This is a genomic window from Bacillus sp. FSL M7-0791 (assembly GCF_038627085.1).
Lineage (GTDB): Bacteria > Bacillota > Bacilli > Bacillales > Bacillaceae > Bacillus > Bacillus safensis.
Window position 1 is genome coordinate 2,222,087 of record NZ_CP152022.1, and the last position, 21,319, is coordinate 2,243,405.

The 21,319-nt window shown below is 40.8% G+C and carries 24 protein-coding genes; 5 read left to right on the forward strand and 19 right to left on the reverse strand.

What is annotated here, in order from left to right; genetic code table 11:
* Nucleotides 1–70: 70 nt before the first annotated feature.
* The 8 genes from MHI08_RS11385 to rpmG all read right to left on the reverse strand — a co-directional run bounded on the left by MHI08_RS11385 (nt 71) and on the right by rpmG (nt 6,690).
* A complete protein-coding gene (locus MHI08_RS11385; protein WP_056767345.1) occupies nt 71–1,990 on the reverse strand; it encodes an LTA synthase family protein in 1,920 nt (639 codons plus the stop codon).
* A 213-nt stretch (nt 1,991–2,203) separates the two neighbouring features.
* Nucleotides 2,204–3,157 (reverse strand): ROK family glucokinase, encoded by a 954-nt coding sequence (locus MHI08_RS11390; protein WP_025092968.1) that lies wholly within the window; start codon nt 3,155–3,157, stop codon nt 2,204–2,206.
* Nucleotides 3,158–3,170: 13 nt separating this feature from the next.
* The gene (locus MHI08_RS11395; RefSeq protein WP_008342322.1) at nt 3,171–3,374 is read right to left on the reverse strand and encodes a YqgQ family protein; all 204 of its coding nucleotides are present in this window, start codon (nt 3,372–3,374) and stop codon (nt 3,171–3,173) included.
* A gap of 70 nt (nt 3,375–3,444) precedes the next feature.
* The gene (locus MHI08_RS11400; RefSeq protein ID WP_056767348.1) at nt 3,445–4,983 is read right to left on the reverse strand and encodes a rhomboid family intramembrane serine protease; all 1,539 of its coding nucleotides are present in this window, start codon (nt 4,981–4,983) and stop codon (nt 3,445–3,447) included.
* Nucleotides 4,984–5,069: 86 nt separating this feature from the next.
* Nucleotides 5,070–5,243, reverse strand: coding sequence for a hypothetical protein (locus tag MHI08_RS11405; RefSeq protein WP_162176177.1), 174 nt, complete (start codon nt 5,241–5,243; stop codon nt 5,070–5,072).
* A gap of 71 nt (nt 5,244–5,314) precedes the next feature.
* The gene (locus MHI08_RS11410; RefSeq protein ID WP_235566778.1) at nt 5,315–5,875 is read right to left on the reverse strand and encodes a hypothetical protein; all 561 of its coding nucleotides are present in this window, start codon (nt 5,873–5,875) and stop codon (nt 5,315–5,317) included.
* Nucleotides 5,876–5,931: 56 nt separating this feature from the next.
* Complete coding sequence (locus tag MHI08_RS11415; protein ID WP_056767350.1) at nt 5,932–6,492, reverse strand: 5-formyltetrahydrofolate cyclo-ligase; 561 nt, start codon at nt 6,490–6,492, stop codon at nt 5,932–5,934.
* 48 nt (nt 6,493–6,540) lie between these two features.
* Nucleotides 6,541–6,690 (reverse strand): 50S ribosomal protein L33, encoded by a 150-nt coding sequence (gene rpmG / locus MHI08_RS11420; protein ID WP_008360061.1) that lies wholly within the window; start codon nt 6,688–6,690, stop codon nt 6,541–6,543.
* 413 nt (nt 6,691–7,103) lie between these two features.
* Here rpmG and MHI08_RS11425 point away from each other — a divergent pair, with 413 nt between their 5' ends.
* The gene (locus MHI08_RS11425; protein WP_024422989.1) at nt 7,104–7,451 is read left to right on the forward strand and encodes a hypothetical protein; all 348 of its coding nucleotides are present in this window, start codon (nt 7,104–7,106) and stop codon (nt 7,449–7,451) included.
* Nucleotides 7,448–7,948, forward strand: a complete 501-nt coding sequence (locus tag MHI08_RS11430) for an endolytic transglycosylase MltG (RefSeq protein ID WP_024422990.1) — start codon at nt 7,448–7,450, stop codon at nt 7,946–7,948. Before MHI08_RS11425 ends, MHI08_RS11430 begins: the two co-directional genes overlap by 4 nt.
* A gap of 41 nt (nt 7,949–7,989) precedes the next feature.
* Here MHI08_RS11430 and pstB (MHI08_RS11435) read toward each other — a convergent pair whose 3' ends face one another.
* From pstB (MHI08_RS11435) to MHI08_RS11475, 9 genes are all read right to left on the reverse strand, one after another.
* On the reverse strand, nt 7,990–8,772 hold the full coding sequence (gene pstB / locus MHI08_RS11435) for a phosphate ABC transporter ATP-binding protein PstB (protein ID WP_098677419.1): 783 nt from the start codon (nt 8,770–8,772) through the stop codon (nt 7,990–7,992).
* Between the two features lie 15 nt (nt 8,773–8,787).
* A complete protein-coding gene (pstB, locus tag MHI08_RS11440) occupies nt 8,788–9,591 on the reverse strand; it encodes a phosphate ABC transporter ATP-binding protein PstB (RefSeq protein WP_342499628.1) in 804 nt (267 codons plus the stop codon).
* Between the two features lie 32 nt (nt 9,592–9,623).
* Nucleotides 9,624–10,508, reverse strand: coding sequence for a phosphate ABC transporter permease PstA (gene pstA, locus MHI08_RS11445; RefSeq protein WP_342499629.1), 885 nt, complete (start codon nt 10,506–10,508; stop codon nt 9,624–9,626).
* Nucleotides 10,508–11,434: a phosphate ABC transporter permease subunit PstC gene (gene pstC, locus MHI08_RS11450; RefSeq protein ID WP_024422994.1), complete on the reverse strand. Its 927-nt coding sequence runs from the start codon at nt 11,432–11,434 to the stop codon at nt 10,508–10,510. The genes pstA and pstC overlap by 1 nt, the downstream gene beginning before the upstream one ends.
* A gap of 79 nt (nt 11,435–11,513) precedes the next feature.
* Complete coding sequence (locus tag MHI08_RS11455) at nt 11,514–12,431, reverse strand: phosphate ABC transporter substrate-binding protein (protein ID WP_024422995.1); 918 nt, start codon at nt 12,429–12,431, stop codon at nt 11,514–11,516.
* A 215-nt stretch (nt 12,432–12,646) separates the two neighbouring features.
* Nucleotides 12,647–14,782: a penicillin-binding protein 2 gene (locus MHI08_RS11460; RefSeq protein ID WP_024427976.1), complete on the reverse strand. Its 2,136-nt coding sequence runs from the start codon at nt 14,780–14,782 to the stop codon at nt 12,647–12,649.
* A gap of 122 nt (nt 14,783–14,904) precedes the next feature.
* Nucleotides 14,905–16,191: an MFS transporter gene (locus tag MHI08_RS11465; protein ID WP_024422996.1), complete on the reverse strand. Its 1,287-nt coding sequence runs from the start codon at nt 16,189–16,191 to the stop codon at nt 14,905–14,907.
* 121 nt (nt 16,192–16,312) lie between these two features.
* Nucleotides 16,313–16,921 (reverse strand): superoxide dismutase SodA, encoded by a 609-nt coding sequence (gene sodA, locus MHI08_RS11470; RefSeq protein WP_342499630.1) that lies wholly within the window; start codon nt 16,919–16,921, stop codon nt 16,313–16,315.
* A gap of 181 nt (nt 16,922–17,102) precedes the next feature.
* Complete coding sequence (locus MHI08_RS11475; RefSeq protein ID WP_024427974.1) at nt 17,103–17,588, reverse strand: DUF456 domain-containing protein; 486 nt, start codon at nt 17,586–17,588, stop codon at nt 17,103–17,105.
* 145 nt (nt 17,589–17,733) lie between these two features.
* On the opposite strand from MHI08_RS11475, the gene MHI08_RS11480 reads away from it, so the two are divergent.
* A complete protein-coding gene (locus MHI08_RS11480; protein WP_025092961.1) occupies nt 17,734–18,492 on the forward strand; it encodes a DUF1189 domain-containing protein in 759 nt (252 codons plus the stop codon).
* A 70-nt stretch (nt 18,493–18,562) separates the two neighbouring features.
* On the opposite strand, the gene MHI08_RS11485 is transcribed toward MHI08_RS11480, so the two are convergent.
* Entirely contained in the window at nt 18,563–19,108 is a 546-nt protein-coding gene (locus MHI08_RS11485) for a GNAT family protein (protein ID WP_034621583.1), read from the reverse strand.
* A gap of 198 nt (nt 19,109–19,306) precedes the next feature.
* Here MHI08_RS11485 and MHI08_RS11490 point away from each other — a divergent pair, with 198 nt between their 5' ends.
* Together MHI08_RS11490 and ispG are read left to right on the forward strand one after the other, a co-directional pair.
* Complete coding sequence (locus tag MHI08_RS11490; protein WP_039180007.1) at nt 19,307–19,609, forward strand: hypothetical protein; 303 nt, start codon at nt 19,307–19,309, stop codon at nt 19,607–19,609.
* A 105-nt stretch (nt 19,610–19,714) separates the two neighbouring features.
* Nucleotides 19,715–20,830, forward strand: coding sequence for a flavodoxin-dependent (E)-4-hydroxy-3-methylbut-2-enyl-diphosphate synthase (ispG, locus tag MHI08_RS11495; protein WP_024423001.1), 1,116 nt, complete (start codon nt 19,715–19,717; stop codon nt 20,828–20,830).
* A gap of 43 nt (nt 20,831–20,873) precedes the next feature.
* Here ispG and MHI08_RS11500 read toward each other — a convergent pair whose 3' ends face one another.
* Entirely contained in the window at nt 20,874–21,236 is a 363-nt protein-coding gene (locus MHI08_RS11500; RefSeq protein WP_024423002.1) for a DUF308 domain-containing protein, read from the reverse strand.
* Between the last annotated feature and the right edge of the window lie 83 nt (nt 21,237–21,319).

A 21,319-nucleotide genomic window follows, 5' to 3' on the forward strand; every position in this document is an offset into this window, starting at 1 on the left:
CATACTATATGAGCCGTCAGACAAAAAAAGAAAACCTCTGCTTCTAAAATAGCAGAGGTTTTTTCATCTATTAGGACGCCTTTTTCAGCTCCGTTTCACCTTCTTTTTTGGATGGTGAATGGTCCGGGCTGTTTCGATCATAAAATCTAAGGAGATCTCCGTAGATGATTTGATCAGAGAATTGAAGCTCCTGCTTCGCTTTCTCTTCATAAGACTGACACACATTTTTATCATCTGCTGGCTCGCCTGTCTCTTTATTGTAGCAAACACCATCTGTAAAAATGCTGTCCTTCGTAATAAAGCTTCCATCACGGAGTACTGTAAAGTCATTCGTATCTTTTGATAAAAGGTCATGACCAAATTGAATTTGTTTACTTGTATCAATCCCTAGAAGATTGAGTACAGTTGGACGGATATCGACCTGACCGCCTACCGTATCAATTTCTTTTGGATGTTGATCCGTTACCCCTGGAATGTGTACAACAAACGGGACTTTTTGAAGCTGCACTTCTTCAAATGGCGTAATCTCTTTATTTAAGAATTGTCCCATGGCTTCGTTATGGTTTTCAGAAATTCCGTAGTGATCCCCATACAAAACAAAAATGGAGTTATCGTATAACCCAGCTTCCTTCATCTTTTTAAAGAAAAGCTTAAGGGCTTCATCTTGATAACGCACTGTAGGGAAGTACTTGTTCAGTGTTTTGCTCTTTGAATCATATTCATCAATGAGCTTATCTTCCTCATCTAAATCAAAAGGGAAATGGTTCGTTAATGTAATCAATCTCGTATAGAAAGGCTGCGGGATCGATTTCATTAATTCAGCGGACTGCTCAAAGAACGGACCATCTTTCAGTCCCCAGCCAACTGAGTTTTCTTCATTCACATCAAATGATTTAATATCAAAGAACTTATCGTAGCCAAAGCTATCGTAGATAAGGTCACGGTTCCAGAAGCTTTTGTTATTCGCATGAATAACAGAAGAGTGGTAGCCCTCATCCTTTAACAGCTCAGGTGTCGCTGTAAACTCATTACTTGGATTTGTGAAGAACACAGCCCCTCTTCCAAGTGGATAAAGAGAATTATCTACAATAAACTCTGAATCAGATGTTTTCCCTTGACCTGTTTGGTGATAAAAATTAGTAAAGTTATAGCTCTTCTTGATCAATTTGTTTAAAAACGGAGTAATTTCTTTCCCGTTTAATTTTTCATTGATCACGAAACTCTGTGTCGATTCAAGTGATATAAGAATGACATTTCGTCCTTTTGCCTGACCAAATGTCTTTTCATTACGGTCCGTTTGATTTGCGCTTACATAGTTTTCAATTTCAGTTAAGCTATTGCTGTCAGCAAGAGCTCGTTGGGCGGACTGCTTCGATTGCAATACCCCATCATAAATATGGAAGTTATATAAGCTGATATTTTTCACCAGCATCTCACGGTCAAATGAGCGAGTAAGCAGTTCTGGTCTTTCTGTTTCAGCTAAACCAAGGTTAAAGAAAAATGTAGCTACCACAAATAAGTAATATGCTGCTCGTTCTTTTCGTGAAACGGTGACATCTGTTCTAAAGGAAGGCTGTTTTTTATAGAGCCAAATTAAAATGATGATATCAACAAACATCAGTAAATCGACTGGTTCAATTAAAGAGGTAATACTGGACCCGAGGTCACCCATATTGTTTGTTTGAAATAGGACGGGGATGGTTAGAAAATCACTATAGAATCGATAAAACACAATGTTGGCTAACAAAACGAATGTTAGGATAAAGCTTGTCACGATGATATATCGATTGCGATTTTTTTCTTTGAAAAATAAACCGATACCGAAGATAAACAAGAGAAAGCTAAGCGGATTAATAAACAGGATAAACTCCTGCATGAAATTTTCAATTTTAATATTGAAGCTAGATTTATAGATAACATAGGTTTTGACCCACATCAGCAATGTCGCAATCAGTAAAAATGAAATCGCCTTTAATCTATTCTTTCGCATTGTAACCTCCTTATGCTAAGCGCGCACCCAGGCTCTAGATATACCCTAATTATTGGTGCTTCTAGAAAAATAACTAAAGTATATCTTATCCTGTATATGATGGAAAATCAATGTCTTTTTCCTCATGACAAACTTATGAATATGCTAAACATCCAATTTCATGCCTATCTATCGCTTTTTTTAATAAAAATGACATCATTATGACTTTTTTGTTCAAGACAGCCATTTGGTTTTTGCCATCCATGCACCGCCGATAACACCCGCATCGTTTCCGAGTGATGCAATTACCACTTCAACATCGTCAGCGCAAGGCGGGAAAGCATGTTGTTTCACAATGCGCTCTACTTTACTGCGAAGAAGCTCACCTGCTTTTGAAACACCGCCGCCAATTACAATTTTTGTTGGGTTTAAAGCACTAGCAAGATTCGCTAGGACAAGTCCAAGATGTGTCGTCACTTCTTCTACGACACGCATTGCAAGATCATCTCCGTTTTCTGCCGCTTCAAATACATTCTTTGCCGATAGCGAAGCGAGCTTGCCAAGTGAAGATGTATGCTGCTCGGTTTCTAATTTATCCTTTGCAATCCGGACGATGCCAGTTGCAGATGCGATCGTTTCAATACAGCCTGTTCTTCCGCAGTTACACGGTGCTCCTTGAAATGGAACGGCACAAATATGGCCAATTTCTCCGCCAGCACCTGTCTCCCCTTGAACAACTTCACCGTTGACGATGATGCCGCCGCCAACCCCTGTTCCAAGTGTGACCATCAGGATATTTTTTGCGCCATCGCCTGCACCCTTCCACATTTCACCGAGTGCAGCAATATTCGCATCATTTTCAATGACAGATGGAAGTCCCGTCTCTGCCTCTAGGTGATCTTTCAAGGGGTAGTTTGTCCAGCCCAGATTCGTTGTTTTATAGACGATGCCAGATACTTTATCTACTGGTCCAGGTGCACCCATTCCGATCCCAATAAGTGCTGATTTCGGCATACTGATCTCAACCAGTTTATGGTCAATTGATTTGGCAATATCGACTGTAATCGTCTGCCCGGATTTATCCGTAGGAATCTCCCACTTATGCTGAATTTCACCATATAGATTAATGAACGCAAGCTTAATTGTCGTACCGCCAAGATCAATACCTACAAACCAATCCCCTGTCATATGCCCTCCACCTTCACATTGTTTTTCGATTTAATTTGGCTAGCTCCATTTGAAGAATCGTCATTGCGTTTGACCATTCGGTCCGGTCAATGATGCCCGATGTATACATTTCCTTCAATTCGTCTGCCATAAATTCTAATTCTACTTCACGATCTCCGAAATACACATAATTTCCAAATCTCATGAGCAGCTGCTGTACATCATATAACGTTTTCATTGTTTCCACCATTTCTTTTCATCAACAGATAGGATAAGCGTATTCATAAATGCGCTTTCAGTCAAGTCATTCAACGTGTTTGACTATTTTCGATATATTGTTTCAGCTTTAAAAATTGATCATTTTGAGGATCTTGTTTTAACGCTTTCGCTAATAGATCCTCTGCTTTCGCTGTCTCTCCTTTTTCTACGTATAAAAGCGATAAATGATACAGTTTATTTGGATCATCTGGATCTTTTTCAAGCGACTTTTGTAAAAATTGAATAGCCTTATCAAGTTGGCCCTGCTGCGCTTCCGATAGTGCATAGATATGAAGTGCCTCAGCTGATGCATCTTTATCGTGCACATATTCCTCTAGTCGTTCACTTGCTTCGCTATACTTTTTCTCATCAAATAAACTTGCTGCCTCACTTGTTGCCGCTGCTTGCTTTTGATCGTCAGAATGAAACCCTGTATACAATCCAAAACCGCCAATAAAGAGCAAAGCAGCACTCGCAAGTAGCATTTTAACAGGCTGGATCTGTTTAGGCAGACGGACAGCTAATGCGGTGAAAAAACCGCCAACCAGGCCGCCAAGATGCCCTGCATTATCAATACCTGATACAGTGAAGCCTATTCCTAGGTTGATGAGGATAATGACAATAATATTTGTCCCCATCGTCCGAAAGAAAAGCTTTCGGTTTGAGATGGCTAAATATAACAGTGCGCCTAAGCAGCCAAAGATCGCGCCAGATGCGCCTGCTGCAATTGCCGTATTAAACACAAAGCTCGCTATAGAGCCAAAAATGCCGGAAATCAAATAGATGAGCAAAAATCTTCCCGACCCATAAATTCTCTCAACAGCCGCTCCAACGGACCAAAGAGCAAAAGTATTAAAGAGTAAGTGCGTCAAGCCAATATGTAAAAACATTGGTGTCATCAGGCGCCACCATTCACCCTCTAAAATCAGCACATTATTTTTAGCACCAAATGCTGTTAAAGTTGCGGTATTGGTACTTCCGCCTGACAGCTCAAGTAAAAGAAACATCACCACTTGGACAGCAATCAGCAAGTAGGTAAAAATGGGTCTCCCATTTTGAAACACGGCCCGTTCTCGTTCTCGCTGCTTTTCCTGATCATCAAATGCCTGAAGCACGTTCCTTTTCAGCTGCATTGCATCCTCAGCTGTATCTTCCTTCGCTTCTTCTACATCTACTGCAAGCGATGTATTCAGCCATTTTTGCAGTTCGTTTACATCGTTTTGAAGCGTGTCTGCATTGAGTAATACAGGAGTAACTGTCACCTTATTCTCTTTTTGCGGCTGACCGTTTAGGTCTTCCCAATCATCTACTGGAACATCAGTTGTAAATTGCAGCTGCAGGAGATGAAGAGATCGTTTACGCATAGCTTCTCTCAGCTGATTGATCCGATATGTTTGCTCCTCGATATCTCGAACGATCTCCTGCCTGAAATTCACATCTTTTCTATATAGACGGATAAGATCATAACCTGAGTTTCGTGGTGCTTCAAAAAATATTTCATCTTCTGGGTACGGACTTTGAATCATCTCGTATCCTTTTTGTCTAAGTTCATCAACAACTCGCCAAAATAAACTATCTATGACATTCATACATTCGCGCTCCATTTTTTACATTATTATAGCAAGAATCGTTCTTATCCGCATTTCTAAACAAAAAAATCCCGGCTTTTGCGGGATTAGAATGCTTGGCGAATAAATTTCGTCCGAAAATATGGGATTTTCATCAGCCATTTAATCAAAAAGTGCCGGACTTGATTTTGCCCTAAAACCAAATTCATGAGCCGATAACGATTTTGCACGAGAACGAATGCAAACAGTGTGAACACAATGCTCCAAATCATTTTATTCATCATATTCCCTCCTATGTTCGTATCGTGGCTTAAATAGGATTTGTTTATGCATGAACCATCGTTTTTATCGCTTAAAAGGTTCCTTTCATAAGCAGGCCTTCACAATCTAATCCCTTGTTCTTTTGATTGAATATAATAGACCTCTCCGCACTCTGATTGATCATAAGAAACGTCAAATTGAGAAGGTCGATTAAATCCTTGAAAGTATGAGGCAGCTTACAATTCCGCTCTAACTCCTCCACCTTGTGCGGGAAGTAACTGCCGTATGGATTTGGTGTATGAACATATCCAGCGTCTAAACCAGGGTCATGTTCGTGAATACAAATCCAAGTTTGGTATGGCTTTTCAAGGCTTTCAAGCTGTTTTAGCCGCCTATGATATAAAGCGATATGAGCTTTGATATGCTCTCTTCTTATTTTTAAGCTATTTTCCCCGACTCCAAAAAAAATCAAGGTGCGTATGCCAAAAATAAAACCATGAATCACGATCAAGTCACAAGTATTCACTTCCTCCCACATATTACGGAAGTATCTTTTCTTTCCACGAAATTTTTTCAAAACATATCCCTCGTCAGCTAAAATGCCTTTTAATGAAGAATGTTGATCGCTATCGTGCATGTGACTTTTGATCATAAGCAAGCACCTTCGCTCAACACAAAAAGCCCGTTCATATATATAAGCAGCGGACTTTATTTTAGATATATGGTACCTTTCTCACTGACCATGATTGAGACCGGGATGTCGTGCGTTTCAGCCGGAATATGCTTGGTTTGCTGTACTGTTAAACAAAGGGCAAGTGTTTCGCCGTGATAGTCAGCTAAGTAGCGGTCATAATAGCCGCCCCCATATCCGATACGGTAGCCTTGTCGATCGAAGCACACACCAGGCACAATGATCAAATCGATAGATTCTTTAGATGCAGCGGCCGATGTCAGAGGATCTGGCTCCAATAGCCCAAAGTAGCGGGAGATCATTTTCGTTTCTGGTGTATATTCATAAAACGTCATCTCTTTTGTTTCTGGAAAACAGGTGGGTACACATACTGTTTTCCCCTCCCGCCATGCTTTTTCAATGAGAGGCATTGTCGGTACCTCTTTTCCTCTAGACATGGTAAGTGCAACCGTATTCGCTTGTTTCCATGCTGGCAGTTGAAACAAGCGCTCATGAAGTAAAGCGGTGCTTCGCTTGAATTCTTCGGCACTCATCTGGTCCAGCTTGGCTAATGTTTGAAGGCGAAGTTCCTTTTTCACAAAGATCATCTCCCATCATAAAAAAACAGCAGGAAAATTCCCTGCTGCTTACTTTGTTTCACGATGTAAAGTTTGTTTTTTATCACGTGAGCAATACTTTTTGAATTCAACGCGATCTGGATTGTTTCGCTTATTCTTTTTAGTAATATAGTTACGCTCACCGCATTCAGTGCAAGCTAGAGTAATATTTACGCGCATGTTTTTCCCTCCAAACTAAAATCAATTCACATTCAGACCTAACTATAATACCACTTCTAGCTTAGGAATGCTAGAATGTTTTTTCACCAATTTGATTTTCAGTGCAATCCATCCGCGTTCTGATCCATATCGCACGGTCATTTCATGAAAAATAGCCTGCTCCCCTATAAAACCTCAATCTTTGTCGTACTGTATACATGAGAAGCCCTCTTTTATTTTGACAGCGAGCAAGATTTTCATACTCGTTTTTCATATAAAAAGAAAAAAGATGAAAAAAAGGTGATTTTTTCAGCAATTCCTTTTGAAACTAGCTTTTTTATGGTATAAAAAAGAAGGGTCGAAAACTGTCTGAAACAATCATGAAAGCCTTTTATGGCTTTCAGCATTAAAATATGAATAAAAGGTGATGAAACATGGAAATTGCAATTATCGGATTGCTTGTTGTCAGTATCGTACTGATCGCATTCTCATATTTTCAAAGAGAGCCGATTAAAGAAGTCGAGCAGGAACTTGAAACACTTCAACTATCTGCAATGCAAGAAATCTATAAACTGAAAAAGAAAATGAAGGTTCTTGAAGAAGAATTGCTTGAAACAAACATTGTCGTCCGCAAACATTCAGAAATTGATCCATCTATCGCAAGACAAATCATTTCAAAGCATCAAAATGGCATGTCTCCTGAGGCCATTGCGCGCGCTGAGCATGTATCTGTAGATGAGGTCAACATGATCATTAAAGACAATGAGAAGGTGCTTGTATGACGAAAAAAAGCATCCAAACGTTTGCGGCAGGTATGATTCTTGCAACTGGTGTTCTGGCGATCGTTTTTTTCCTCACTGGAAAAGATGAAGCGGCGGCTGATACAACCACAAAAGAAACGCTCGCAGCGAAAGTAACAGACACCGATGTGAAAAACTATTTAGACTCTAAAAAAGAAGTCTCTGTCAGCCGTGAAACATATCAGCAGCTTCTTGATTATAAAGAAAAAGCACTGAAAGCAAATGAAGACGGCGATTCTAAAAATGATAAAGAAACATCGGACAAGCCTAAAGGCAAATCGGTCAAATTTGTTATTAAAAACGGGATGAGCACAAGTGATGTTTCAGACATGCTTGAAAAGGACGGAATCATCAACTCGTCTAAAGATTTCAATGATTACGTGATTGACGCCGGCTACCATAAAGAAATTCGTGCAGGCAAGTTCAATTTAAAAACAGGGATGACGTTCAAACAAATCGTCAAAGCCTTAACAAAATAACAACAATACCCCCTGGCGGCGCTGACCTCCAGGGGGTTTTATTATCCAAATCGACCAGATATATAATCATTTGTTCTTTGATCATTTGGCTCTGAGAACATCACATTCGTATCATTGACCTCAACAAGCTCTCCCATTAAAAAGAAGGCTGTTCTATCTGATACCCTCGCCGCTTGCTGCATGTTATGCGTCACAATGGCAATCGTGTATTTCTCTTTTAATTTCATAATCAATTCTTCAATCTTTAATGTTGAGACAGGATCAAGCGCTGATGTTGGTTCATCCATTAGTAAAATGTTTGGGCTAGTAGCAATAGCTCTTGCGATACAAAGACGCTGCTGCTGACCGCCGGAAAGACCTAAAGCTGGTGCATTTAATCGATCTTTCACTTCATCCCAAAGGGCAACATCACGAAGCGCTTTTTCAGCGATTTCTTTCAATTGCTGCTTGCTCTTCACGCCATGAATTCTTGGTCCGTAGACGACATTATCAAAGATAGACTGAGGGAATGGGTTTCCTTTTTGAAAGACCATCCCGACGTTTTTACGCAGTTCCACTAGATCAACGCGGCCTTTTAAAATATTGTCGCCGTTATACATCATATCCCCGGTGATTTTCACACCTGGCACTGTTTTGACCATAAGATTTAAGGTCTTGATAAACGTTGACTTTCCGCAGCCTGACGGACCGATAATTGCTGTGACTTCATGCTCTTTAATGTCTAAATCAATATGCTTCAGTGCGTGATGCTGTCCGTACCAAAGGTTCATATCATTCACACGAAACACTTCTTTTTTTGCTGTTTCAGTTGCTACTGCATTCATCAAAATCCACCCGCCTTATCCAAATCGACCATTGATATAGTCTTCTGTTTTTTGCTGCGCAGGACGTGTAAAGATACGTTCAGTGGCATCATATTCTACTAGATCACCGTTCAGGAAAAAGGCCGTATGATCAGATACACGTAACGCTTGCTGCATGTTGTGTGTCACAATGACGATCGAATAATCATTTTTCAAATCTGATAATAGCTCTTCAATTTTTGCATTTGAGATTGGGTCTAGAGCAGAAGCGGGTTCATCTAACAAAAGAACGCTGGGCTTCATCGCAAGTGTACGCGCAATACAAAGGCGCTGCTGCTGACCGCCGGATAGTGACAAAGCCGAGCGGTGCAGACGATCTTTGACTTCATCCCACAGCGCTGCTTTTGTTAAGCTTTCCTCTACTGCATCATCAAGCACTGATTTTCTTTTTTCACCCGCATACTTTAACGCATGGGTAATGTTATTGTAGATCGATTTAGGAAATGGGTTTGGTTTTTGGAAAACCATGCCGATTTCTCTTCTTAAATTCACCACATTAATGCGGTCATCCAAAATATTGAGTCCTTCGTACATGATCGCCCCTTCACTTCTCGCACCTTGGATCAAGTCGTTCATGCGGTTAATGCTGCGTAAAAAGGTTGATTTCCCGCAGCCAGATGGGCCGATTAATGCGGTAATTGCGTTCTTCTCAATTTCAAATGAAATGTGATTGACCGCTCTTTTTTCACCATAATAAATGCTTAAATCCTGCACCTGTAAAATCTGTTCCGCTTGAAGTGGAGCCTTTTTTGCTGCAATCTCTTTTTTTTCTGCTAGCATTTGAACCATATCCCCTTCACACCTCTCTCACATTATTTTGACGTAAGCTTTTTATGAATAAATGAACCAAGCCATCTAGCTGCTAAGTTAAATACTAAAACTGAAAGCACAAGTACGGCTGATGCACCATTTGCAATGGACTCTGCATCTGGAATGATTCCTTGTGTATTGACGTTCCATATATGAACGGCTAATGTTTCTGCCGGTCTAAAAATATTCAGCGGTGACGTATCAGAAAATGGACTCCAGTTTGTAAAATCAAGACGCGGTGTGGTGAGACCTGCTGTGAAAAGAAGCGCTGCTGCCTCCCCAAAGACTCTTCCTGATGCTAAAATCGCACCGGTAATAATAGAAGGAATCGCACCAGGAATCAGGACTGTCTTCACTGTATGCCATTTCGTCACACCAAGCGCAAGTGATGCTTCCTTTTGATCCTTCGGTACAGAGCGAAGCGCGTCTTCTGTCACCCTGACCATCACTGGCAAGTTAAACACCGTGAGCGCAAGAGCTCCTCCGATGATCGTATAGCCCCAGCCTGTTAAATTGACAAACATGAGTAAACCAAACATACCAATGACAATAGAAGGAAGTGAAGACAACACTTCGATACATGTGCGAATAAAATCAGTGACTTTGTTTTGAGGCGCATATTCAGCCATGTACACTCCACCGCCGACACCAAGTGGTACTGTGATCAGCATTGTTATAAACAAAATGTAAAACGAGTTAAACAGCTGATCCCTAATACCGCCGCCAGAGCCAATTGCACTTGAGCGGGTTGTCAAAAAGTCAAAATTTAATTCTTTTGCACCGTTGAAGATGATATAAGAAAACAAACCAACTAGGATCGCCGTAATAATGGCGGCACATAATCCAAAAACAAACGTGGCAAAACGATCGGTCATTTTGCTATTCATTAAATCTTCCTCCTAGACGACAAGTATCTGATAATGAGTATGAACATAAACGATACAACTAGAAGGACAAGACCCATTGACCAAAGTGTATTGTTTTCAACACTTCCATACGTTGTGTGACCCATGTTTAACGTAATAATGGTTGTTAATGTACCAGCTGTATCCATAATGCTCTCTGGTAAATTACGCGTGTTTCCAATGACCATCTGAACGGCAAGGGCTTCACCAAATGCTCTTGCCATTCCAAGAACGACTGCTGTCATTAATGTTGGAAGAGCTGCCGGTACAAGCACACGTCTAATCGTTTGCCATCTTGTAGCGCCAAGTGCATAGGATCCCTCACGTAAGCTTTTTGGAAGGGAAGCCATTGCATCAGTTGCAATAGATGTAACGGTTGGCAGAATCATAATAGACAGGACAATCGTTCCTGCTAACACGCTATGCCCTGAGCCGCTTGACTTGAAATGTCCGATAAACGGCACCAATACTGTAAGACCTATGAATCCGTAAACAACGGATGGAATCCCTACAAGCAATTCAATGACTGGCTGGAGAATTTTCCGGCCCCATGCAGGTGCAATTTCTGTCATAAAGATCGCTCCTGCGATGCCTAGCGGCGCTGCAATAAGTGCCGATAGAAGCGTGACGGCGATCGATCCAAAGATAAAAGGAAATGCGCCGTACTCCGGGTTTTCTGCTGTTGGATTCCAATTGATACTGGTTAAGAACTCAATTGGGCTTACACCATTTACGATGAAAGATTGTAAACCCTTAATGCCAAGGAATATTGTGATGGCGATGGATACTGCAATCATTAAGAATGCGCAGAATTTCACCAAAATACTTCCTCTTACTTCATCCATTTGCCTATTTTTCTTCGAGCTGATCAGCCGATCGCTCGCTTCTGTATGTTCTATCTGCTTCATCTTTTTCTACACTCCTATGAATGTCATAAAAGGAAAAGTGAAATGCTCCACTTTTCCTTCATCAGCAATTCAAGACCTCTTACTTATCCGATTGTTTGCCTGTTGCGTCTCTTTCTACTTTCATATTAGAGACTGAGATGTAGCCTTGGTCTTTGACGATTTCTTTTTGTACTTCGTCACTCATAAGGTAATCTAAGAATTGTTTTGCTAGACCTTCCGGCTCACCTTTTGTATAAGAGTGCTCGTATGCCCAAATTGTATATTTACCGCTTTCTACATTGCTTTCTTCTGGTTTCACACCATCAATGCTAAGCGGTGTAATTTTGTCATCTGTTAAATAAGAGAATGCTAGGTATCCAATCGCACCTGGTGTTTCTGCAATCAGCTTTTTCACTGTGTTTGAAGAATCTTCTGTGATTCCTTCTGCAGGTGTTGCACCATCAAGTGCATATTTCACAAATGTTGCACGTGTTCCTGAAGAATCAGGTCTGTTAACAAGCGTGATTTTTTGGTCTTTCCCGCCAAGCTCTTTCCAGTTTTTGATTTTACCAGTGAAGATTTTTTTCAATTCGTCCTTTGTGATGTCTTTGACACCCACTTCAGGGTTTACAGCTGCGGCCATTCCAACAACTGCTACTTTGTGGTCTTTTAAAGCTTTTGCGTCGACTCCGTCTTTCTCTTCAGCGAATACATCTGAGTTACCAATCTGTACAGATCCTTCTGAAACTTGAGAAAGTCCTGTTCCTGAACCGCCGGCTTGTACTTGAATATCGGCTTTTGGATGTTTATCCATGAATTTTTCTGCTGCCGCAAGAACTAAAGGCTGCATCGCAGATGATCCTGAGATGGTAATGGAACCTGATGCCTCATCTTTGTTTGAAGCATTTCCTTTACTGTCTTTTGAATCTCCGCTTGAGCTGCTGTTTCCGCATGCTGTGACGAATGCTAACAATGCGATAGTAAGGAAAGTAAGCAGCCATAATTTGTTCTTTTTCATTTCAAGAATACCCCCTGAATAATTTGTCCTACGAGTAATACATTAAAGGTTCTTTATTAATTTCGTTTAAATGGAATGTTAAGGTTTTGTAAATGTCGAAGTTTTGTAGAGAAATTGCGGCGTTTTTTATGAATTTTGTCAATTTATATCGGAATTTTTGAAGAAAACGTAAAAAAAACGCCCACAAAAAGTGAGCGTTTTTACCTATGAAAGGTCTAGTTATTTGTTTCTGCTTCATTTTCAATTTTGTTTTTGTTTTTCGCCTGTGTATCATTGCTTTCCTGTTTTGATTTCAGTTCAAAGTACTTATCTAATACTTGTTCACCAATATCATTTGTAATTGGATAGCGCTGGTTGTAGTCTTGATACACCCATGGCACAACAACGGAAATAGCCACTTCTGGATTATCAGCAGGCGCATACGCAACAAGAGTTGTGTTATACGTCGGTGTACCGCGCTTGCTTTTAATTGGACCGTCATAGAATGATTGAGCGGTTCCTGTTTTGCCAGCTGGATTATACTTTTTGTTGCCAAAGTTTGAATAGGCTGTCCCTCTTGGGTTCTGCATCACAAGCTTGAAGCCTTGCTGGACACGCTTGATTTCATCACTTGTCATGTCTAGCTTATTCAATACATCCGGTTTGACGGATTCCGTCACAGCTCCAATACCGCGCTGCGGGTCTGGTTCTCTCACTTCTTTGACAAGCTGCGGACGTAAACGATACCCGCCGTTTGCAATGGTTGAAACGTATTGCGCCATTTGCAGCGGTGTAAACGTATCATACTGTCCAATCGCATAGTCAAGTAAGAGCCCCGATTGTGTAGACGTTCCTCTGTAGCCCGTTGCTTCGTTTGGCAGGTCAATACCTGTTTTGACACCAAGACCAAATTTACTGAAATTGTAGCGGAACGTATCAAATGCTTTCGGATCAATTGGGAGCGCCTGATTCTTACGATATTCGCTTTTCCCAATGGCGATTGCGGTTTTGAACATATATACGTTTGATGAACGCTCTAGTGCTGTTAAATCATTAATGAGTCCCATATTTTGATAGGATTTCTTTGGCGGCGACTGGGCGATATAGAGAGGTTCATCGTATTGGGTACTTCCAATATGAATAGCGCCTGTTTTATATCCAGTCAATACCGTTGCCCCTTTTACGGCTGATCCCATCGCATATGAGGATGTCATCGTTCCTAATGCGTAGTCATCGAATTTGTATTTTCCGTTTTTGTTTGAAATCTGCTTACCCGCAACAGAGAGAACCTCTCCATTTCTCGGGTCCATCATGACAACAAATGCGCGGTCAAGAAGCTCAGTTCCCCCTCTTTGTTTCGCACTTCTCAAGTTCTTTTCAATAATTTTTTCAACCGCTTTTTGCAGCTGAATATCAATTGTCAGCACAAGGTCTTTCCCGCTCTTACCTTCTGTTAACACTTTAGAGCTTGTGACATTGCCCTGTTTATCAGTTGTACTCTGTTCTTTTTCCTTTTGGCCCTGCAGGACATCTTCATATTGATATTCGAGATAGCTTTTTCCTACACGGTCATTTCGGCTGTAGCCGAGTGATAGATAATGCTCAAGAAGTGACTGCGGAAGACCTTCATCACTCGAAGACACACTGCCGAGCATACTGCGGAGCAGTCCTTTATACGGATAGCTGCGTGACCAGTCTGTCGTCACATCAACACCTGGAAGCTCGTCCAAATGCTCAGAGACGTAAGCAATTTCGCTTGGCTTTACATCTTCATTTTTAATAAATTGAGGCGTAAGTGCATAGCCTCCATCCATCTGCCTTTTAATGGCAAGCACTTGTAAATCTTTTTTCGTCAGTTGATTTAATTCCTTGTCTGTGATGCGTTTTAGCTGAAGCTCATATAGTTTATCATCAGAGACCTTATCGTCACCCTTTAATTCTGATTCCTTTTGAACAAGCTTTTTCGCTTCATTTGGATGCGTTAAGATCCAGAAATCTTTTTTGTCACGATCTGTGATTTTTTTCGTACTCACATGAATCATGTCCGCTAATTTTGATGCCACTTTGAGCCGCTCTTCTTGTGAAGTCGTCGAGGTTCTCGTATATGTAATGGCATTCAGCGCTTTATTGCTGACAATCGTATTGTAGTTTCGATCATAAATTTTTCCGCGCGGAGCAGATGAGCTGACATTCACATCCTCTTGTTTTTCTGCCTGCTTTTTATAATCTTCTCCATTGACAATTTGCACAAATCCGAGTCTAACGACAACACCGGTAAAAATAATAAAGGCAGCTAAAAATAATAAATTCAGCCGGATCGGAAGTGTTTTGCGCCCTTCCTTCGCGTCTTTTTTGTTTTTCTTGTTTCTCATCACATCACCTTTTCTATCAAGAAAGAAATGGCACCCCTTTTTGTGTATAAAAGGTGCCATCATCATTTTAGCGGTTTTTCTATCATTTATCTAGAAATTTGATGTTCCATAGGTAAGAAATTTTACCTTTCTCCCTTAATAAGGTTCGTTTGAGAAACTGGCTTTTGACCGTCAGCCTCTTTCATATCAGCTGTTTTTTCTTTCAAATGAATATCTTTTACAAAGTAATAAATGAGGGTGTGCCCCGCTCCGAGCACAACAAGTGATGCAGGGATTCCGAGCTCATCACCTAGTAAGGTGACAGACAGCAGGAACAAAACAATCGAACAAATACGGCCGGCATTTAAAAATAGCTCTCTGACCACAATATATTCAATTCGGGCCTTTCTGGCGTACCTTGCATGGCCAATGACATCATATGTTAAAGATACATAAGGAACAAGCAGGAGCGGATATCCTATTGCAATGGCTACCGCATACATCAGAAGTGATACATAGGACAAGTGGAAAACGATTAAAAACAAGGCGCCGTATAAAATCAGCCCGCCAAGCATGATGGCCTTCTTCCGCCACTTTTTCTTAATCAAACGGGTAGCGAAGAAATAAGCAAAAAAGGCAACACCTGAATTCACTAAACCAAACGTCCCGAGAGCAAGCTCACTGTTTGTTGCAATAAACACAAAGACACTGATTAAGAAGACAAAGACCCCTTCACGAAGCCCTTGAAAAAAGTGAGCTGTTGTAATCCTACGCCAATTCTCGTCTGCATGACGTTCTTTCCAAATTTGTTTGATCATAAATTTGCCTTTAGACTGTCTTCTTTTGAGGAAAAAGCTCATCACAACCGCTAGTGAAAACAAAAAAAGCGATAATGTGAAAATGACTGTGTAGCCTGTATCATCCGTTAACTGAGAAATGACAATCCCCGCAATGAGAGGACCGATCATGCCGGCAGTTGAGGAAAGCACCCCGAGAAATCCATTAAAGAAGTCTCTTGTTTCAGGCTCGGTGATCTCAAAGGTGAGTACGTTAAAAGCAAGCCAGTAAAAACCATAGCCGATCCCAAGGACACTTCCCAATAAAACTAGCCGTGCGGCCGCTTGTTCTCCTGCCATTAAGACAATTAAATAAAAAGCGGCTAAAAAGATGACACCGAAACGAAGGACAAACGCCCGGTCTATTTTTTTTGCGAGCCGGCCAGCGAATAAAAACGTAATGGGCTGAAGCACCACAATGGCCAAGTTATAAATCGCAAGATCCGTGAATTTCCCAGACTGTTTCCATAAGTACACATTTACAAACGTATTCGAAAGCGCAATGGCAAGTGCGTATAACCCGCCAATCGTGAGGAGGAGCAATAAGTCTTTAGTAACATCCATGTCCCCGAACATTTTCTTTAATCTGCTCATACCATTCATTCTCCTTTTCTACACAATAGTCTGTCTCATCAAAAGGCAGATATGTAAAAAAAGGAGGGAAAATATAAAAAGACCTGCTTCTCTTGAAAGCAGGTCTTTTCAAATCAAATCATTATTTTGCTTCGCTGTAAAGGCGAGCTACTTCATCCCAGTTCACAACATTCCAGAATGCTGAAATGTAATCAGGACGACGGTTTTGGTAGTTTAGGTAGTAAGCATGCTCCCAAACGTCTAGTCCTAGAATTGGCGTTTTTCCTTCAGTTAAAGGAGAATCTTGGTTTGGCGTGCTTGTGATTTCAAGTTTTCCATCGTTCACAACAAGCCATGCCCAACCAGAACCAAAGCGTCCTGCAGCTGCTGCAGCGAAATCAGATTTGAATTTTTCAAATCCACCTAGTTCTTTTTCGATCGCATCTGCAAGTTCACCAGTTGGTGCGCCGCCACCGTTTGGTGAAAGAAGCGTCCAGAATAATGAGTGGTTCGCATGTCCTCCGCCATTGTTACGTACAGCTGTACGAATGTTTTCAGGCACTGAGTTTAAGTTAGCCACTAGCTCTTCAATTGATTGATCTTCAAGAGCTGATACACCTTCGATTGCTTTGTTTAAGTTAGTTACATATGTGTTGTGGTGTTTTGTGTGGTGAATCGTCATTGTTTCCTTGTCGATATGTGGTTCTAATGCATCGTAAGCATATGGTAATTCTGGAAGTTTAAAAGCCATGGTTAAATTCCTCCTTAAAATGTATGTACTGAAATGCTTCCTCTGTAAGTCAGCAATTCACCCTACTCAAAGAGTATCAAAAGAAACAGCTTGTTTCAACGTTATTGCTCATGTTCTGAAACATTTCAGTGTTTATTTTGTATTTAGCCCTTTTGAAAAAGTTTTAAACACCCTTTTTCACTTAGCGAAGGACATAAAATAAAAAGATCCCCAGCATCAGTGCTTGAATCAATCCTTTTGCAAAAACACCTGATACAAATCCAATTAATGAGCCTAATCCAACTTTCACACTCGTCTTCAGATCTTTTTGATGAACAAGGAGCTCTGCAATGACACTCCCAAGAAATGGACCAATAATAATTCCTGCAATGGGTATCACAAAAGGACCAGCTAATAACCCAATGGTGCTTCCCCAAATAGCTGCCTTGCTGCCGCCAAAGCGCTTTACCCCAATAAGGTTTGAGACATAATCTGCCGCAAATAAGACGGCAGTAAACATGGCTTGAATGAGCCAGAACGTCAGGGTAAGCGGCTCGAAGCTAAAGAAGAAGCCATATAGAATAAATCCGAGAACCATAAAGACCACACTCGGGATAATTGGATAAACCAGTCCAACAAACGCAATGATAAATGCACAGCCAATCAGTATCCAATACAGAATGTCCAAGACCGTGCCGCCTCCTTTTTATATGCTGTATACATTATGCCTCATTCCCTCTATCTTAACCAGTGATGAAGGCCATACTTGTACTTGATGGATAGACATTGATACAATATGAGAAATAGAAAAGAATGTAGGAAGTGAATGGGTATTGAACGTATTTAATCTATTGTTAAAAGGAATTTATTCACCAAAAGATATTGCTAAAGCACGGTTTACAGGGATCGGTAAAGCGATTTTATTCATTTTTATCCTCTCAATTATCGCAGCAGTTCCTCAGGGGTATCATATGAGCCAAGAGATCTCGAATGCGATGTCAGGATTTCAGCATGTGATCAAAAAAGATTTACCCGACTTTTCAATCGAAAAAGGAAAGCTTCAAGCGGATCAAAGTGAACCAATAGAAAAAGAAGAAAACGGCATCACGATTATCTTTGATCCTGCTGAAAAAATAAAAGCAAGTGAGCTTGAATCAAAGCAAACGGCTATCGCTTTGTTAAAGGAAAAAGCAGTGATTGCCATTGATGGACAAATGACAGATATTCCATACCAGCTCCTTGGTGGAACGCTGACAAAAGATGAACTCGCCCGCGTCACAAATCAGAACCAAGCGATTATCATCCCTGTCATCTGTGTACTGCTATATCTATCAACTGCGGCTCTCATGTTTATCAGCGCAACATTCCTTGCGATGCTTGGTACATTTATTAAACGAATGCAGCAAAAAGAGCTGTCCTTCCAAATGCTTTGGAAGCTCTCCGCTTATTCACTCACATTAACAACGGTCTTTTTCGCCATTATGAGTGCATTAAACACGCCTGTTGCAAACTCATTTTTATTAAATTGGGTCATTAACTTTATCTTTTTATATCTTGTTGTGAAAGAAATTCCTGCCAAAAAAAGCAAATGATCCATCCAATGGATTTGTCTATACAATGAAAGCTCCCCCGGCTCGGAGGAGCTTTTTATGTCTATTCATGCTAGGACTCATCTGGATGGATGATCGCAAACAAATAGTGATCCTCCCACACTCCATTAATCTTTACTTTTTTACGATTTAGTCCCTCATTTTCAAAACCTGTCTTTTCAAGTACACGAATGGAACCCTTATTACTTGGCTTTACTCCAGCCTCAATACGATGGAGATTCAACTCAAAAAAGGCAAAGTCAATGATTAAACGAATGGCTTCTGTCATATATCCATTTCCGCCCTGCCTTTGATCGAGTACATACCCGAGCCAAGCTCCTTCTATCGGACCTCTTACGACAGAGCTTAATGAGATCGTCCCAATTAAAGCACCTGTTTCATTTAAGAAAATACCATGCATGTAAGATTCATCTTGTGCAATTCTTTGCCTACTCCGCTGAATTCGTTCAATTTGACGAGGTAACGTGAAGAAATCATCTTTGACCAAAGGTGTAAATTCCTGAAAATATGAGCGATTCTCAAGCTCTAATGTTAACAGTGATTCTGCATCATTTTCTGTTAGTGTTCTCACATATATATGCTGACTAACTTTCTTCATTAAATCTCCCCCTTTTTTATTTTATCATAAATCGTCATATGAGCTTGCTCTCCTATTTACACCACCGATCCAAGCAGTTTTATTACAAGTCATACTAGAACGGACTAGAGCCATCCTTTCCAGCTTTTCTCCTCTTTTTGGTTCTATCATTTCAAGACATGCATAGACTGAAGTAAACTCTTAAAAGCGGTGAGTAAAATGCGGCGAATTCTTTTTTTACTAATCAGTTTGTTTGTCCTCTTTATTATCTTTTTTGATTTGAAAAATGGAACCATCCCTGTTGAGGAAAACCCAGCTGTCCCAGCAAGTGCGCTTCAAACAGCTGAGAAAAAGACTTATAAGAATGTCACTGTTAAACAAGGTGAAACGGTCCTCTCCATCGTACATACAAGCAAGCCACTTGATGATGTCATTAAAGATTTCGAGGAGCTGAATCAAGGTGTCAAGGCGAACGAAATCAGGGCAGGCAGCACATATAAGTTTCCTGTCTATAAGAGATAAAACGTTAATTCCTTGTCATTCATACAAAGAGACTGTTACAATATGAACTGTAAAACACGACGTACACGGCAAATGATTGCTTGTACACTAAGGAGCGATTGACAAGTGAGTGAAGTCACACATCGTACTAAAACGCGTCCCGTCAAAGTGGGACCTTTAACTATAGGTGGAAATAATGAGGTTGTCATTCAAAGTATGGCAACAACCAAAACACATGATGTCGAAGCGACAGTCGCTGAAATTAAACGTTTAGAAGAGGCAGGCTGTCAAATCGTGCGTGTCGCATGTCCAGATGAGCGTGCAGCAAATGCAATTGCGGACATAAAAAAACAAATTAACATCCCGCTTGTTGTGGATATTCATTTTGACTACAAGCTTGCACTGAAAGCGATTGAAGCAGGCGCAGACAAAATCCGAATCAATCCAGGAAACATCGGAAGAAGAGAAAAAGTCGAAGCTGTTGTCAAAGCAGCAAAAGAAAAAGGCATTCCCATTCGTATTGGCGTAAACGCTGGTTCATTAGAGAAAAAAATTCTTGATAAATACGGCTATCCAACAGCAGATGGTATGGTCGAAAGTGCACTGCATCACATTAAAATTCTAGAAGACCTAGACTTTCATGACATCATCGTCAGTATGAAAGCATCTGATGTAAACCTTGCAATTGAAGCATACGAAAAAGCGGCTAAAGCCTTTGATTATCCTCTTCACCTTGGGATTACAGAATCAGGTACGTTATTTGCAGGTACAGTCAAAAGTGCAGCTGGACTAGGCGCTATTTTGAATATGGGGATCGGGAACACACTCCGTATCTCATTAAGCGCTGACCCAGTTGAGGAAGTAAAAGTAGCACGTGAATTGTTGAAATCATTTGGTCTTGCATCAAATGCAGCAACACTGATCTCCTGCCCAACTTGTGGACGAATTGAAATTGACCTCATCAGCATTGCAAATGAAGTCGAAGAATATATTTCTAAAATCAAAGCACCGATTAAAGTAGCAGTTCTCGGCTGCGCTGTTAACGGTCCAGGTGAAGCACGTGAAGCGGATATCGGAATCGCAGGTGCTAGAGGCGAAGGCTTATTGTTCCGTAAAGGTGAAATTGTTCGTAAAGTACCGGAAGAAACAATGGTCGAAGAACTGAAAAAAGAAATCGATAAAATCGCTGAAGAACATTATGCGAAAATGGAAGCTGAAAAAGAAAAACAAGCGAATGCCTAACAAAAAACGCCTGACGTCATAGTCAGGCGTTTTTCTGTTCTTGTTAAAAGAACGGGGTGATAAATATGCCTAGGATGACGGAAACAATTCCGATCCCAATTGACCACGCGCCAAGCGCATGTGCTCCTTTTCTTCTTGCAATATAACCAACGACGATTGCCGCTACCCCTAATAGCACCGGCAAGACAAATAATGAGATAATCGCAATCGCGAGTGCTGTATAGCCTATCCCTTTACTGCCTGAATCGTCACCTGCTTGGTCACGTCCTCGTCTATCTTCTCGATCTCTTGAAGCTTGATATGGCTCTGCAATTTCAGCAGCTGTTTCCTCTAAATAGCCATCATCATTACTAAAGTGTGTGTCGATTTCACGATCATTTCTTCTGAAATCCTCGTCTCTTTCCATGATCAATTCCCCCTTTTGGTTAATAGAAAGGAGCTTTTTTAGTATGAGCAAAAATGTCTGTTTCATGATTGCTAAAACTTGCT

What these genes read in the sequence shown, in the direction of transcription:
- MHI08_RS11390 (WP_025092968.1), bottom strand. Translation starts at nt 3,157, where the DNA reads ATGACAGGGGATTGGTTTGTAGGTATTGATCTTGGCGGTACGACAATT.
- MHI08_RS11430 (WP_024422990.1), top strand. Translation starts at nt 7,448, where the DNA reads ATGACGAAAAAAAGCATCCAAACGTTTGCGGCAGGTATGATTCTTGCA.
- pstC (WP_024422994.1), bottom strand. Translation starts at nt 11,434, where the DNA reads ATGAAGCAGATAGAACATACAGAAGCGAGCGATCGGCTGATCAGCTCG.
- MHI08_RS11410 (WP_235566778.1), bottom strand. Translation starts at nt 5,875, where the DNA reads ATGATCAAAAGTCACATGCACGATAGCGATCAACATTCTTCATTAAAA.
- MHI08_RS11395 (WP_008342322.1), bottom strand. Translation starts at nt 3,374, where the DNA reads ATGAAAACGTTATATGATGTACAGCAGCTGCTCATGAGATTTGGAAAT.
- MHI08_RS11500 (WP_024423002.1), bottom strand. Translation starts at nt 21,236, where the DNA reads ATGGAAAGAGACGAGGATTTCAGAAGAAATGATCGTGAAATCGACACA.
- MHI08_RS11385 (WP_056767345.1), bottom strand. Translation starts at nt 1,990, where the DNA reads ATGCGAAAGAATAGATTAAAGGCGATTTCATTTTTACTGATTGCGACA.
- MHI08_RS11455 (WP_024422995.1), bottom strand. Translation starts at nt 12,431, where the DNA reads ATGAAAAAGAACAAATTATGGCTGCTTACTTTCCTTACTATCGCATTG.
- MHI08_RS11425 (WP_024422989.1), top strand. Translation starts at nt 7,104, where the DNA reads ATGGAAATTGCAATTATCGGATTGCTTGTTGTCAGTATCGTACTGATC.
- MHI08_RS11400 (WP_056767348.1), bottom strand. Translation starts at nt 4,983, where the DNA reads ATGAATGTCATAGATAGTTTATTTTGGCGAGTTGTTGATGAACTTAGA.
- MHI08_RS11405 (WP_162176177.1), bottom strand. Translation starts at nt 5,243, where the DNA reads ATGAATAAAATGATTTGGAGCATTGTGTTCACACTGTTTGCATTCGTT.
- MHI08_RS11485 (WP_034621583.1), bottom strand. Translation starts at nt 19,108, where the DNA reads ATGAAGAAAGTTAGTCAGCATATATATGTGAGAACACTAACAGAAAAT.
- MHI08_RS11460 (WP_024427976.1), bottom strand. Translation starts at nt 14,782, where the DNA reads ATGAGAAACAAGAAAAACAAAAAAGACGCGAAGGAAGGGCGCAAAACA.
- pstB (WP_098677419.1), bottom strand. Translation starts at nt 8,772, where the DNA reads ATGAATGCAGTAGCAACTGAAACAGCAAAAAAAGAAGTGTTTCGTGTG.
- pstA (WP_342499629.1), bottom strand. Translation starts at nt 10,508, where the DNA reads ATGAATAGCAAAATGACCGATCGTTTTGCCACGTTTGTTTTTGGATTA.
- sodA (WP_342499630.1), bottom strand. Translation starts at nt 16,921, where the DNA reads ATGGCTTTTAAACTTCCAGAATTACCATATGCTTACGATGCATTAGAA.
- rpmG (WP_008360061.1), bottom strand. Translation starts at nt 6,690, where the DNA reads ATGCGCGTAAATATTACTCTAGCTTGCACTGAATGCGGTGAGCGTAAC.
- MHI08_RS11465 (WP_024422996.1), bottom strand. Translation starts at nt 16,191, where the DNA reads ATGAGCAGATTAAAGAAAATGTTCGGGGACATGGATGTTACTAAAGAC.
- pstB (WP_342499628.1), bottom strand. Translation starts at nt 9,591, where the DNA reads ATGCTAGCAGAAAAAAAAGAGATTGCAGCAAAAAAGGCTCCACTTCAA.
- MHI08_RS11490 (WP_039180007.1), top strand. Translation starts at nt 19,307, where the DNA reads ATGCGGCGAATTCTTTTTTTACTAATCAGTTTGTTTGTCCTCTTTATT.